14 protein-coding genes are annotated in these 12636 nt (G+C 64.1%); 4 read left to right on the top strand and 10 right to left on the bottom strand.

Annotation, left to right across the window (positions count from 1 at the left end; translation table 11 throughout):
* Positions 1-7: 7 nt before the first annotated feature.
* Together AC2FNY_RS11750 and AC2FNY_RS11745 are read right to left on the bottom strand one after the other, a co-directional pair.
* Complete coding sequence (locus AC2FNY_RS11750; protein ID WP_496802553.1) at positions 8-1189, bottom strand: aminotransferase class I/II-fold pyridoxal phosphate-dependent enzyme; 1182 nt, start codon at positions 1187-1189, stop codon at positions 8-10.
* Positions 1190-1297: 108 nt separating this feature from the next.
* Positions 1298-2626, bottom strand: a complete 1329-nt coding sequence (locus AC2FNY_RS11745; protein ID WP_496802552.1) for an amidase — start codon at positions 2624-2626, stop codon at positions 1298-1300.
* A 48-nt stretch (positions 2627-2674) separates the two neighbouring features.
* Between AC2FNY_RS11745 and AC2FNY_RS11740 the strand changes: the two genes are divergently transcribed.
* The gene (locus tag AC2FNY_RS11740) at positions 2675-3937 is read left to right on the top strand and encodes an FAD-dependent monooxygenase (RefSeq protein WP_496802551.1); all 1263 of its coding nucleotides are present in this window, start codon (positions 2675-2677) and stop codon (positions 3935-3937) included.
* Between the two features lie 34 nt (positions 3938-3971).
* Here AC2FNY_RS11740 and AC2FNY_RS11735 read toward each other — a convergent pair whose 3' ends face one another.
* The 6 genes from AC2FNY_RS11735 to AC2FNY_RS11710 form a co-directional block, all read right to left on the bottom strand.
* Entirely contained in the window at positions 3972-4739 is a 768-nt protein-coding gene (locus tag AC2FNY_RS11735; protein WP_496802550.1) for a Stf0 sulfotransferase family protein, read from the bottom strand.
* Positions 4732-4920, bottom strand: a complete 189-nt coding sequence (locus AC2FNY_RS11730) for a Trm112 family protein (protein ID WP_234138416.1) — start codon at positions 4918-4920, stop codon at positions 4732-4734. Before AC2FNY_RS11730 ends, AC2FNY_RS11735 begins: the two co-directional genes overlap by 8 nt.
* The gene (locus tag AC2FNY_RS11725) at positions 4917-5561 is read right to left on the bottom strand and encodes an LON peptidase substrate-binding domain-containing protein (RefSeq protein ID WP_234138413.1); all 645 of its coding nucleotides are present in this window, start codon (positions 5559-5561) and stop codon (positions 4917-4919) included. The genes AC2FNY_RS11730 and AC2FNY_RS11725 overlap by 4 nt, the downstream gene beginning before the upstream one ends.
* 27 nt (positions 5562-5588) lie before the next feature.
* The gene (gene trxA, locus AC2FNY_RS11720) at positions 5589-6506 is read right to left on the bottom strand and encodes a thioredoxin (protein ID WP_234138410.1); all 918 of its coding nucleotides are present in this window, start codon (positions 6504-6506) and stop codon (positions 5589-5591) included.
* A gap of 96 nt (positions 6507-6602) precedes the next feature.
* Positions 6603-7391, bottom strand: coding sequence for an exodeoxyribonuclease III (locus AC2FNY_RS11715; RefSeq protein WP_234176820.1), 789 nt, complete (start codon positions 7389-7391; stop codon positions 6603-6605).
* A gap of 199 nt (positions 7392-7590) precedes the next feature.
* Positions 7591-8277, bottom strand: coding sequence for a response regulator transcription factor (locus AC2FNY_RS11710; protein ID WP_234138406.1), 687 nt, complete (start codon positions 8275-8277; stop codon positions 7591-7593).
* Between the two features lie 166 nt (positions 8278-8443).
* Between AC2FNY_RS11710 and ribA the strand changes: the two genes are divergently transcribed.
* Both ribA and AC2FNY_RS11700 read left to right on the top strand, forming a co-directional pair.
* A complete protein-coding gene (ribA, locus tag AC2FNY_RS11705) occupies positions 8444-9535 on the top strand; it encodes a GTP cyclohydrolase II (protein ID WP_496802549.1) in 1092 nt (363 codons plus the stop codon).
* The gene (locus tag AC2FNY_RS11700) at positions 9532-10032 is read left to right on the top strand and encodes a L,D-transpeptidase family protein (RefSeq protein ID WP_496802548.1); all 501 of its coding nucleotides are present in this window, start codon (positions 9532-9534) and stop codon (positions 10030-10032) included. The genes ribA and AC2FNY_RS11700 overlap by 4 nt, the downstream gene beginning before the upstream one ends.
* Here AC2FNY_RS11700 and AC2FNY_RS11695 read toward each other — a convergent pair.
* Positions 10016-10675 carry a YggS family pyridoxal phosphate-dependent enzyme gene (locus AC2FNY_RS11695; protein ID WP_496802547.1) on the bottom strand — a complete coding sequence of 220 codons (660 nt, stop codon included), beginning with the start codon at positions 10673-10675 and terminating at the stop codon, positions 10016-10018. The two genes, AC2FNY_RS11700 and AC2FNY_RS11695, sit on opposite strands and share 17 nt — an antisense overlap.
* A gap of 106 nt (positions 10676-10781) precedes the next feature.
* Entirely contained in the window at positions 10782-11774 is a 993-nt protein-coding gene (locus tag AC2FNY_RS11690) for a porin (RefSeq protein WP_234182603.1), read from the bottom strand.
* A 298-nt stretch (positions 11775-12072) separates the two neighbouring features.
* Between AC2FNY_RS11690 and AC2FNY_RS11685 the strand changes: the two genes are divergently transcribed.
* Positions 12073-12579 (top strand): DUF3576 domain-containing protein, encoded by a 507-nt coding sequence (locus AC2FNY_RS11685; protein ID WP_496802546.1) that lies wholly within the window; start codon positions 12073-12075, stop codon positions 12577-12579.
* Positions 12580-12636: the final 57 nt, after the last annotated feature.

Here is a 12636-nt window from a genome sequence, read left to right as displayed (position 1 = left end):
TCGAACCTCAGCGATAGATGCAGTCGCGAAGGGCGATCAGCCCGCGCTGCAAGTCTTGTTTTGGGGCCACCATCGCGACCCTGATATATGTCTCTCCAGGGTTCTGCCCCGGTTTTCCCTGTGCCAGATAGGCGCCGGGCAGCACCCGGACGCCGGTTTCGCGCCATGCCTTGAGCGATGCTGCCTCGCCATCATCGACGGGCAACCAGAGAAAGAAGCCAGCCTCGGGCGGCTGATAGCCCTGCACCCCGGCAAAGACCTGATCGGCCAGCGCGTATTTCTCCTGATAAAGCGCGCGATTTTCGGCGACATGCGCCTCGTCCGCCCAGACCCGCGCGGCGGCGGCCTGCAACGGACCGGGCAGCGGCGCTCCGGAATAGTTGCGCAACTGCTTGACATGTTTCAGCGTTTCCGGCCCACCCGCGATCAGGCCCGAGCGCAGGCCCGCCAGGTTCGAGCGTTTCGACAGAGAGTTGAACAGCACCACCCGCTCGGGATCGGCGCCCATCTCTTGGGCGACGGTCAGCGCGCCCGTGGGCGCTGTGTCACGGTAGATCTCGGAGTAACACTCGTCGGCGAAAATGCGGAAATCGTATTGTTCGGCCAGACCGATCAGTTCCATCCAATATGCACGGCTGGCGACTGCGCCCTGCGGGTTGGCGGGCGAACAGATATAGGCCACGGCGGTGCGGTTCAGAACCTCGGTGGGCAGGCTGGCGTAGTCGGGCAGATGTCCGGTGGCGGCGGTCGCGGGCACGAAATGCGGCTCGGCGCCCACTGAAATCGCGGCAACCATATAGACCTGATAGAACGGGTTCGGACACAGCACGATTGGTCGCTGTCCGTTCTTCTGCTCGGGGCAGAGCGCCATGGCGGCGTTGTAGAGACCCTCGCGCGTGCCATTCAGCGCCATCACGTTTTTCTCGGGGTCGAGCGTCACGCCATAGCGGCGCGCGATCCAGTCCGTGATCGCGCCGCGCAGTTCGGGTGAGCCCTCGTTCGGCGGATAACTTTGGAACAGATGGGCATTCTCGACGATCACTTCGGTAACCCAGGCCGGGAAATCGTGCTTGGGCTCTCCGATGGTCATATGCACGACTTCGCCGCCCGCCGGATGGTGGTCGAGCAACGCACGCAGGCGCGGGAATGCATAGGCCGGTAGGTTCGAAAACCGCTCGGGGAAGTTCATCTGGTCTGCCTCGTGTCGGGATCGTCAACGCCCCGTTTGCAAACCAAAGTATAGACGATCCCCGCGTGCGTCCAGACAAAGCGTTGCCTGCGCAGGGAATTGTGGCATTCAGGTCAGCGCCTGCTCTGCCGCCGCGCCCACGCGCAACAGCGCCTCTTCGCCGTCCGGGCGCCCCAGCATCATCAGACCGCAGGCCGGCATGCCCGTGGGCAGGCTCAGCCCGCTGAGGCCCATCAGGTTGCCGATGCGGGTATTGCGCAGCGCCAGCAGGTTTTCGGACACGTAATAGTCGTGGTCGCTGAGCAGCCGGTCACGGTCGGGCGGCAGGATTGGTGCGGTGGGCATCAGCACCGCATCGAACCCGGCAACCGCGCCATCCCAGGCCGCGCGGCAGGTTTCCAGCCGCGCCCAGGCGGCTACGTAATCGGGACCCGAGAAACCAGCACCGGCGCGGAACCGTTCCAGGATCTGGTCATACATGGCACTGGGATTGGCCTCGATCACGTCACGCCACAGGCCATAGGCCTCGGCGGTATAGAGAACACCCGACAGGGCCATCGCATCGACCAGCTCGGGCACATCAAGCGGCACGATCTCGGCCCCTGCGGCGGACAGACGCGTCAGCGCGGACTCGAACCCCGCGCCCGGCGCCTCACGCAGATCATCCAGCGCCACGGTTTGCAACACGGCCAGACGGCACCCTTTGAGCGATACGCCCCGCAGGTCAGCGGCGCGCCCCCCCTCCAGCAGGGCCAGCGCCTCGGCCGCATCCTCGACCGAGCGGGCCAGCGGGCCGACCGTGTCGAACTTCAGGCAGAGCGGCACCACCCCTTCGAGGCTGAGCCGCCCCGACGTGGTCTTGAGCCCGACCAGATCGTGCCATGCCGAGGGGATGCGGACAGACCCACCGGTATCCGAGCCGATGCCACAGGCGGCAAGGCCGAACGAGACCGAGGCCGCCGCCCCCGAAGAGGACCCGCCCGGCACCCAGGCCGGATCATGCGGGTTGGGCGGGGTTGCGGTCACCGGGTTGAGGCCAAGACCGGAAAAGGCCAGCTCGCTCATATGGGTCTTGCCCAGGCAGACGGCGCCCGCAGCGGTGGCATTACGCAGCACCAGGGCGTCCGCCTCGGGCACGCGTCCCGCGAGCAGGGCCGAGCCGGATTCGGTGGCCACGCCCGCGCTGTCGAACAGGTCCTTCCAGCTGAGCGGTACACCATCGAACAGCGACCGGCGCAGGCCCAGCCTGGCGCGTTCGGCGGCGGCGCGCGCCTCGACCCGCGCACGGTCGGCGGTGACGCGGGCATAGATGCGGTCGCGGTCTGGATGGGCATCGATAGCGTCCAGATAGCATTCGGTCAGTTCGACAGGGTCGATCTTCCCCGCCGCGATGCCGCGCCCCAGACCGCTTGCCGTCATCGTCAGCCAATCGCTCATCTTACCCTCCCGCTTGCTTTTGCCGCGACGGTAGCGACAGGACTGCGCATGGACAATCCCGAACCGGCGCGCATATTGCGACTCATGGAACATAGAGCCGATATCGCAATCGTGGGTGGCGGGCTGAACGGTCCGGTGCTGGCCCTGGCGCTGGCCCAGAGCGGGCAAAGCGTCACCCTGGTGGATGCCCTGCCCGACCCGCTGCGCACCGACGCCGCATTCGATGGCCGCGCCTATGCGCTGGCGCTGGCCTCGCAACGGCTGCTGGCCGCTGTGGGCGTCTGGGATCATGTGGCGGGTAACGCCCAACCGATGCTGGAAATCAAGGTCAGCGACGGCCATGCCGGCGCAGGCCCCTCCCCCTTCTTCCTGCATTTCGACCATGCCGAGATCGAAGAAGGGCCAATGGGCTATATGGTCGAGGACCGCTATCTGCGGCGCGCGCTGCTGGCCGCGATGGAGGCGGCACCGGGCATCACCCGGCTGAACGGCACCACCGTTACCGCGCAACAAACCGATGCCACCGGCGTTACGCTGACCTTGGCGGATGGCTCGCAGTTGCGTGCCGGGTTGGTGGTGGGCTGTGACGGACGCAAGAGCGGCACCGCCGCGCGCGCGGGCATCAAGCGGACCGGTTGGGACTATGGCCAGACCGCGCTGGTCTGCGCCATCGCGCATGAGCGGCCGCATCATGGCATTGCGCATCAGTTCTTCATGCCGCCGGGGCCGCTGGCGATCCTGCCGCTGCCCGGCAATCGCAGCTCGATCGTCTGGAGCGAGCGGACCGAGGCCGCCACCCGCATCAATGCCCTGCCCGAGGCGGAATACCTGGAAATCCTGCGGCCCCGGTTCGGCGATTTCCTGGGCGAGATCCGGTTGGAGGGTGCTCGCTTCACCTATCCGCTGAACCTGACCGTGGCCAATGCCTTTGTCGGCGAACGGTTGGCGCTGGTGGGAGATGCCGCGCATGGCATGCATCCTATTGCCGGTCAGGGGCTGAACGCGGGCCTGCGCGACGTGGGCGCGCTGGCCGAGGTTCTGATTTTGGCCACCCGCCGGGGCGAGGATATCGGCTCGGTATCCGTATTGGAGCGGTATCAGCAATGGCGCCGGTTTGACACGGCGACGCTGGCACTGGCGACCGATGCCTTTAACCGGCTGTTTTCAAACGACAACCCGATCCTGAGGTTGGGCCGCGATCTCGGTATGGGCGTGATTGGCGCCTTTCCCGGGTTGCGGCGCGGCTTCGTGCGCGAGGCGGCCGGGCTGACCGGTGACCTGCCGAAACTGATGCAGGGCCGCGCGATCTGAGCGCGGCTCCTCCGCCCTGGCGGGCGTCCTCGCCTCAGGCGTGACCCGCGCGCTGTGCCCGATAGCGCTGCGCCCAGTCCCGGCTTTCTGCGCCGGAGAGTTTGGCAACCGCCGGGGTCAGCCCCTGCGCCCGGCCCGGATCTTGCTCCAGATGCGCAAGAATGGCCGAGACCACCTCTATCGGCGTGTCCGCGAGGTCTTCGTAGTCGATGACGAGCGGCGTGATGCCCTGAGCAGCGAACCATTTGGTCCAGCCCGCTTCATAAGTCTCAAGCGCGCGCACTTGGGTGTCTATCGCGGCGAAATCGTAGACCGGGTCGCGATGGGGGGCGAGGCGTTCGACCTCGCTGCCATCGGGCGCGATATGCCAGAGGCCCGATTGCTCGGCCCGTACCCGCGACACCGCTTGCGCCACCTTGTCCCGGCGGCGCAGATGCAGATAGCGGGTTGGTCCAAATGCCGCCTCGATCAAGGCCGTATCGCCGGGCGATCCGGGATAGAGATGGTCGAGCATGCCCAGCATGTCGCCCAGATTCTCGCGCATCAGGCGCAGCCCGAACACAGGCGTCCCGCCTCGCCCCTCGACCAGCGCCGCATCGAGATACGCACGGTCAAATCCGGCCGCGCCCAGGCGCAGCGTCTCGGGCAGGCCCCAATCCTTGGCCCACCAATCAACGGATTGTGTGCGAAAGAAGGAATCAGGGGCTCCGGCCACGCCGGTGGCCGCCAGATAGCCGCAAAGAAGGGTGCTGCCGCTGCGCGGCGTCCCGCAGAGGATATAGGCCGCAGGCCGTTCAGTCATCCAGCGGGCGCGCCTCGTCCACCAGCATCACCGGGATCCCGTTGCGGATCGGAAAGGCCAGCTTGGCCCCCTTCGAGATCAGTTCCTGCGCCTCGGCATCGTATTCCAGCGTGGCATGGGTGAGCGGGCAGACCAGCGCCTCGAGCATGCGGCGGTCAAAGGCAGCGGGGGTTTCACTCATTGCAGGGGGTCCTTGCCGCTGTTGCCGCAGAGGGCGAATTCGATCAGGGTGACCAGCGTTTCACGCCGGGTCTTGAGGCAGGGTGCTTCGAGCAGGGCCTGTTTGTCCTCGGGTGTGAAATCCAGCAGCATCGACAGCGAATTGACCAGCAGCTCATCATCGGCCTGGGTCAGGCTGTCCCAGTCGGTGCACATGTCGCGCGCCTCGAAGAACCGTTGCAGCAGTCGCAGGAAGGCATCCCGGTCGAACCGGGGATCGGGCGCGCAAGCGGCGGCCAGATCGTGATCGAAGCTTTTCCAGCAGACGGTGCAGCGGCGATAGGGTGCAAACCCGTCGACCTCGGACTTTATCCGAAAGCGCGACACACCGGTCAGGGTGATCATGTAGCGCCCGTCCTCGGTCTCGGAGAACTGGGTGACCCGCCCGGCACAACCGATCTGATGCAGCTTGCCGCCATCCTGACGACAGGGATTGGGCTGTACCATACCGATCAGACGCTGCGGCGTGCGCAACGCGTCATCCAGCATCTGAAGGTAACGCGGTTCGAACACATGCAGCGGTAGCCGAGACCGGGGCAGCAGCAGCGCTCCGGGCAGCGGAAAAACCGCCAACGTGTCGGGAAGGTCAGCGGATTGCATCATGCCTTCAACTGTAGCTCTATCGCACGATTAGGCAAATATCATCGAGCTGAGTTTGCGACGGCCATTGAGCACGATCGGATCGTTGGGCTTGAGCGCATCGAAGATGGTGAAAAGCTGCGCCTTGGCGGCGCCCTCGTTCCACTCGCGGTCACGGCGGAAAAGGTCGAGCAGTTCGGTAACCGCCTCTTCGGTCCGGCCAGCGGCATGCAAAGCCTGGGCCAGATCAAACCGGGCCTGATGGTTGTTCGGATCGGCCTCGACCGCGGCGGCAAGTTCGGCGACCGGACCGGCATTCGACGCCTGACGCGCCAGTTCCAGCTGGGCATGGGCGGCTTCCAGCTCGGGCTTGGTCGAGATCGCGGCGGGTGCACCGTTCAAAATGGCTTCGGCCTGGTCCAGATCGCCCAGCGCGATATGGGCACGCACCAGCCCGCCATAGGCGGCGGCATGGTCGGGCTCTTCGCCGAGGATCGCGGCAAAGGTTTCTGCCGCATCGGCAGCGGCGCCCTGCTCCAGCATCTCCTCGGCGGCGGCTACCGCCTCGTCGAGCTGGGCGCCGGGCGCCTCGCCACCGGCGGCGGCGACCACCCGGTCGATGAAGCCCTTGATTTCGGAAGCGGGCAACGCCCCCTGAAACCCGTCGACCGGCTGACCCTGATAAAAGGCATAGACTGTCGGGATCGACTGGATCCGCATCTGGCCTGCGATCATCTGGTTTTCATCGACATTGACCTTGACCATCTTCACCGCGCCCTTGGCGGCGGTCACGGCGGCCTCGAGCGCGGGGCCAAGCGTCTTGCAAGGGCCGCACCACGGCGCCCAGAAATCGACGATCACCGGAACCGTCTGGCTGGCCTCGACCACGTCGGCCATGAAGGTGGCTTCGCTTGTGTCCTTGATCAGATCGCCTGCGGGGGTCGCACCCGCGCCATTCAGAAGTTCCATCGTCTCTTTTCTCCGGTTCGGATTTGGCCCCTATATGCGCCTGACATGCAGGGAAACCAAGGCCTCAGTTCTCTCCTGGGGCCGGATTCTATTCGATCAAAGGTCGAAACTGGCAAAGACCGGGGCGTGGTCGCTGGGTTTCTCCCATCCGCGCGCGTCGCGCAGAATGCGACTGGAATGGCCCGCACGCGCGATATCCGGCGTGGCCCAGACGTGGTCCAGCCGACGGCCCTTGTCGGCGGCATCCCAATCCTTGGCCCGGTAGGACCACCAAGAATACAAAAGACCCTCGGGGATGTCCTGGCGAGTGATGTCGACCCATTTGCCCGCGTCCATCACCTGGCCCAGATGGTCGACCTCGATCGGCGTGTGCGACACGATCTTGAGGAGCTGCTTGTGGCTCCAGACATCGTCCTCGCGCGGGGCGATGTTGAGATCACCCACCAGAATGGATTTCTCGGGACTGTTGGCGTGGAACCAGTCGCGCATCTCGGTCAGGTAGTCGAGTTTCTGGCCGAACTTCTCGTTCACCTCGCGGTCGGGCACATCGCCCCCGGCGGGGACATAGAAGTTGTGGATCGTCACCCCGTTTTCCAGCCGCGCCGCGACATGGCGAGCATGGCCGAGGGTGGCGAAATCCTCGCGCGCGACTTCCTCGATCGGCAGGCGCGACAGGATGGCGACGCCGTTATAACCCTTTTGACCATGCGCCACGACATGCCGGTATCCCAGCTCGGCAAAGCTTTCGACCGGCATCTTGTCGACCGGCGACTTGATCTCTTGCAGGCACAGGATGTCAGGCCCCTCTTCGGCCAAAAGCTTGCACACGATGGGTTCGCGCAGGCGGACCGAGTTGATGTTCCAGGTGGCAAGGGTAAAGGGCATGGCGCGTCTCGCTTTCGTCGGGTCCGGCGAAACCTATCGCCTTGTCCGTCGATGTCCATGGCCTGTACAAAAAAAGGGCCGGGCACTAGGCCCGGCCAGTCCAACAGGGAGGTGCATGTCATGACCCGGACATGCGCGGGTTGGGGTCAGGCTAAAGTTACCACAAAGATTCCACTTTGACCTGAATCAATATCAAAAATTACGCCACCAGCCTGTATCCGCCGGATTCGGTGACCAGCAGGCGCGCGTTTGACGGGTCTGGCTCGATCTTCTGGCGCAGGCGATAGATATGGGTTTCCAGCGTGTGGGTGGTGACCCCGGCATTGTAACCCCAAACCTCGTGCAGCAGCACGTCGCGCGGCACCACGCCGTCGGTCGAGCGATAGAGATACTTGAGGATGTTGGTTTCCTTTTCGGTCAGGCGGATCTTGCGATCATCCTCGGTGATCAGCATCTTCATCGCCGGCTTGAACGTATAGGGCCCCAACTGGAACACAGCATCCTCGGATTGTTCGTGCTGGCGCAGTTGCGAGCGGATGCGGGCCAGAAGAACCGGGAACTTGAACGGTTTGGTCACATAATCGTTGGCGCCGGCATCGAGACCCAGAATGGTGTCGGCGTCGCTGTCATGTCCTGTCAGCATGATGATCGGGCTTTTGACGCCCTGCTTGCGCATCAGGCGGCACAACTCACGCCCATCGGTATCGGGCAGGCCCACATCCAGAATCACCAGATCATAGATCGCCTCTTTGGTCCGCTCCGATGCCGCATGGCCGGTCTCGGCCTCGAAGACATCGAAATCCTCGGTCATGACCAGCTGTTCGCTCAGCGCCTCGCGCAGGTCGTCGTCATCATCTACCAGCAGGATTTTTTTCAGCTGCGCCATACCCGCATCCTCCAGATTTCGTTTCCCAACAGGTGAGGGCGCAGCACGAATTCGGCAAGTTTTGCTGCATATCTCTCACGCGGTCGTGTTTTACTTGCGAGATTTATTTCACATTTCCGCCGACAGCGACTAGGTAAAAGCCGTGAACGTTATAGGATAACACCCGATGAGTCTGATCCCGGATATCACCGAGCTTTTGGCCCGCGCCCGTGCCGACCTGCGTATGGGGGTGCCGGTCGTGTTGCGGGACGAGGACGGGGATTGCACTCTGGCGCTTGCGGCCGAGACGCTGACAGCGGAGCGGCTGGCGGATATGCGGCAGTTGGGCGATCCGGTCATCGCTATCACCGGGCGCAGGGCGGAAACGCTCAAGGCGCGGGCCTATGATGGCGATCTGGCGCGAGTAAGCCTGCCTGCCGGGGCCGATCTGCGCTGGGTCCAGGCGGTGGCCGATCCATCGGACGATTTGAATACGCCGATGAAGGGGCCGCTGACGACATTGCGACAAGGCAAGGCCGGCTTGCACCGCCTGGCGATCAACCTGACCAAATCCGCCCGTCTGCTGCCGGCGGCGGTGCTGGTGTCGCTGCCCGAAGGACGCGATTTCGCCGCCGCGCACGGGCTGACCACGATTGACCACGCTTCGGCCGCGCCGCATCTTTCCGAGCGCAGTCCGCTGCACGTGGTCTCGGCCGCGCGCTTGCCGATGGAGGTCTCCGAGGCCGGGCGCCTGCATGTGTTCCGCCCCGAGGATGGCGGCGAAGAGCATTACGCGGTCGAGATCGGCCGCCCTGATCGGGACAAGCCGGTTCTTGCCCGGCTGCATTCGGCCTGTTTCACCGGCGACCTGATGGGCAGCCTGAAATGCGATTGCGGCCCGCAGTTGCGCGGCGCGCTGGCACAGATGGGGGCCGAGGGCGCGGGCGTTCTGCTCTATCTCAACCAAGAGGGGCGCGGCATTGGCCTTGCCAACAAGATGCGCGCCTATTTCCTGCAAGATCAAGGGTTTGACACGGTCGAGGCCAACCACAGGCTGGGGTTCGAGGATGACGAGCGCGATTTCCGGCTCGGCTCGGACATCCTGAAATCGCTGGGCTTCAAATCGGTGCGGCTGCTCACCAACAACCCCGCCAAGATCGCCATGATGGAACGCACCGGCATCGCGGTGACGGAACGGGTGCCGCTCAAGGTAGGCGAGACCGCGCATAACCGGGGCTATCTGGCGACCAAGGCGGCCAAATCGGGCCATATGTTGTGAGCCCGCAGGACTTGGTCCTGACTCCGCGCGGGGTGCGGTTCTGGGGCCGCTATCTTCCCTGCTCCATCGGCAAGGGCGGCATCCGGGCCGACAAGCGCGAGGGCGACGGGGCGACCCCCGTCGGCATCCATCGCATCGTCGGCATGCTGTATCGCGCTGACCGGATCGCACCGCCTGCCCCATGGGCACGGCCCATCGGTCCGGGCGATCTGTGGTCGGACGATATGGGCGACGCGGCCTATAATCATCTCGTGCACGCGCCATACGGGCATAGCCACGAACGCCTGCGCCGCGGCGATCCTCTTTACGATCTGGTATTGGTGACCGACTGGAACTGGCCCGAGGCGGAACCGGGGCGCGGCTCGGCCATTTTTGTCCATCAATGGCGAAGGCCCGGCTATCCGACCGAGGGCTGCGTGGCCTTCAGCCGCGCCGATCTGCACTGGCTCGCGCGTCGGGTGCGGCCCGGAACGCGGTTGATCATCCCGCCGCTTTGACCCGGTCGCCGAAAATGGCTGAGCCGACCCTGACATGGGTGGCTCCCAGCGCGATGGCGCTTTCGAAATCACCGCTCATGCCCATGCTCAGACCCTCTAGCCCGTTGCGCGCAGCGATCCTGGCCAGCAACGCGAAATGCAGCGCGGGCTCCTCTTCGACCGGGGGGATGCACATCAGCCCGCGCACCGGCAGGTCAAGCGCGCGGCATTCGGCGATGAACCCGTCCGCTTCCATTGGCAGAACACCCGCCTTCTGATCCTCTTCGCCGGTGTTGACCTGAATGAACAGGTCGGGACATTTGCCCATTTCCTGCGCCAGCCGGGCAAGTGTCGTGGCCAGCTTGGGGCGATCGACCGAGTGGATGGCGTGCACCAACTCCATCGCCTGACGCGCCTTGTTGGTCTGGAGCGGGCCGATCAAATGCAGTTCCACACCCTCGTACCGCTCCATGAAGGCAGGCCATTTTCCTGCCGCCTCCTGCACGCGATTCTCGCCGAAGATGCGATGCCCCTGCTCCAGCACCGCCTCGACGCGTTCGTTGGGTTGTACCTTGGACACCGCGATCAGCTTGACCGACCCCTCGGGGCGGCCTGCGGCCTGTTCGGCCCTTGCGATGCGGTTCGTAATCTCTTGCAGCGACATGTCGTCCCCCGATCTGGCTTGCTGCAGAAAAACACCATGTCGACGCAAAAGAAAAGGGCAGGTCCGAAGACCTGCCCCCATTCGATACCGTCAAGCGGTGTACAGCTTAGAAGCTGAAGTACACACCGGCCTGGAAGGTGTCGTTGTCGTTCGACGCACGACGGTAGCCTGCTTCGAAGGAAGCGCCGCCGCCCAGGTCGTACGAGTAGTGGATACCGTAGGAACCACCTTCGTTCTGGTTCGAACCGGCGATTGCATCGCGGTTGTCGCCACGACCGGCCAGAACGTCAGCTGCGCTGACTGCTTCTTCGTCGGTGTAGAAGACCAGCAGGTTCGAAGCCGAGCCGATGTCCATGTTGCCATAGATGCCGAACTTCGAGATGCCGTCGTTGTCAGCATATGCAACGCGTGCGCCGAACTGGCCACCGTCCCATGCGACCGACACCAGGGTCTTGTCTTCCCACATGGCGTCCGACGACTGGTGCGCAGCTGCGACAGTCCAGTCACCGAAGTTGTAGGCCAGCATCACGCCGATACGGTCCGAAGCAACGGCGCCGTTACGGGTCGAGTACGACAGGTGGCCGGTGAAGCCGCCGGTCGAGTACAGAGCTTCGATGCCGTTCACGCCGGTACCTGCCGACGAGTATGCATCCCAGTTGAAGAACTCGTTGTTCACGTTACCAACGTGCGAGTAGAAGCTGGCGCCGTCGATACCGATACCTGCGGTACGGGTCTCGAGGTAGGTGCCGGGCATGTTTTCAACTGCGCCGATGATGTTGCCGACGTTCACGCGGAAGCCCTGGTAAGACACACCAAAGCGAGCGCCGTTGAATGCTGCGCCACCCGGGGTGTTGTCACGGCTTTCGGCCTGTGCACGGAAGCGAGCGTCGAACGCAACACCGGCGTCGGTTTCTGCCGACATGTCGAACTGCAGACGCAGACGGCTGGTGATGGTGGTCTTCGAGACACCGTTCACGGCGCGGTCGTTGGCGTCGTTGTAGTCCAGACCGAAGCGGCCGTAACCGCTGAGACGAACGTCTGCTGCTGCGACGCTTGCGGTAGCGATCAGCGCAGTCGTTGCGAAGAGAACTTTTTTCATCGTGTTTCCCTCGGTTTTCATTCATACGCCCAAACCAGTGAATCCGGCGTGGGTATGGACAGGGGTTTCGCTCTTTCGCCCCCCTGTTTGCAAGTCTTGGCGGCAAGCCCGGCGCAAAGTCGTCACGGATGGTGCAGCTTTGCCACAGTCCGGTGACCCGGCAGCGGATTTTCCGCCTCACGGCCCATCAGAAAGCGGACAAATCCGCCTCGTACGCGCGCGTTCCCCCTATAGAGGCTTGCCCCCCTCACGCGGCTTGGGTAGGACATTTCCCAACAGAAAGCAGTGGGACCGTCCAATGACCTTGCAGAACGCGTTCAAAACCACCCTCGTGCTTGCCTTGGGCCTGGGCCTGGCCGCTTGCGGCAACCGTGGTGGTGGCGTGCGCATCGCCGATGCGCCTCCGGCGGACGATTCCTATATCACCAACAACCGCGAAAGCGCGCCCACCAACTACGAGAAATCATCGATCTGGGACGTTTTCGGCCCGTCCAAGGCTGAACAGACCGTCCAGGTGAACCGTTATCTCTGGGCGGCCTCGCTGGATGTGCTCAGCTTTCTGCCGATCCAGTCGGTCGATCCGTTCACTGGCGTGATCGTAACCGGCTACGGCACCCCGCCGGGTGGCGGACGCTCGTACAGGGCCACCGTGCACATCAAGGATCCGGCGCTTGAAGCCCGCGCGCTGAAAGTGTCGCTGCAAACCAGCGGCGGCGCTCCGGTCAATGCCGCCACCGCCCGCGCGGTCGAGGACGCGATTCTATCGCGCGCGCGCCAGCTGCGCATCGGCGACGACAAACTCTAGAACCTCGCGCCAATTCGCTTTATCACCACGCCGGGTTCACGCCCGGCGTTTGCATTC

The organism is Ruegeria sp. BHSC223 (assembly GCF_059613025.1).
This window is presented reverse-complemented; position numbering and strand designations above follow the sequence as displayed.

Bases quoted from the DNA above. Each gene is read 5' to 3' on its own strand.
- AC2FNY_RS11750 (WP_496802553.1), bottom strand. From the start codon at position 1,189: ATGAACTTCCCCGAGCGGTTTTCGAACCTACCGGCCTATGCATTCCCG.
- AC2FNY_RS11745 (WP_496802552.1), bottom strand. From the start codon at position 2,626: ATGAGCGATTGGCTGACGATGACGGCAAGCGGTCTGGGGCGCGGCATC.
- AC2FNY_RS11740 (WP_496802551.1), top strand. From the start codon at position 2,675: ATGGACAATCCCGAACCGGCGCGCATATTGCGACTCATGGAACATAGA.
- AC2FNY_RS11735 (WP_496802550.1), bottom strand. From the start codon at position 4,739: ATGACTGAACGGCCTGCGGCCTATATCCTCTGCGGGACGCCGCGCAGC.
- AC2FNY_RS11730 (WP_234138416.1), bottom strand. From the start codon at position 4,920: ATGAGTGAAACCCCCGCTGCCTTTGACCGCCGCATGCTCGAGGCGCTG.
- AC2FNY_RS11725 (WP_234138413.1), bottom strand. From the start codon at position 5,561: ATGATGCAATCCGCTGACCTTCCCGACACGTTGGCGGTTTTTCCGCTG.
- trxA (WP_234138410.1), bottom strand. From the start codon at position 6,506: ATGGAACTTCTGAATGGCGCGGGTGCGACCCCCGCAGGCGATCTGATC.
- AC2FNY_RS11715 (WP_234176820.1), bottom strand. From the start codon at position 7,391: ATGCCCTTTACCCTTGCCACCTGGAACATCAACTCGGTCCGCCTGCGC.
- AC2FNY_RS11710 (WP_234138406.1), bottom strand. From the start codon at position 8,277: ATGGCGCAGCTGAAAAAAATCCTGCTGGTAGATGATGACGACGACCTG.
- ribA (WP_496802549.1), top strand. From the start codon at position 8,444: ATGAGTCTGATCCCGGATATCACCGAGCTTTTGGCCCGCGCCCGTGCC.
- AC2FNY_RS11695 (WP_496802547.1), bottom strand. From the start codon at position 10,675: ATGTCGCTGCAAGAGATTACGAACCGCATCGCAAGGGCCGAACAGGCC.
- AC2FNY_RS11690 (WP_234182603.1), bottom strand. From the start codon at position 11,774: ATGAAAAAAGTTCTCTTCGCAACGACTGCGCTGATCGCTACCGCAAGC.
- AC2FNY_RS11685 (WP_496802546.1), top strand. From the start codon at position 12,073: ATGACCTTGCAGAACGCGTTCAAAACCACCCTCGTGCTTGCCTTGGGC.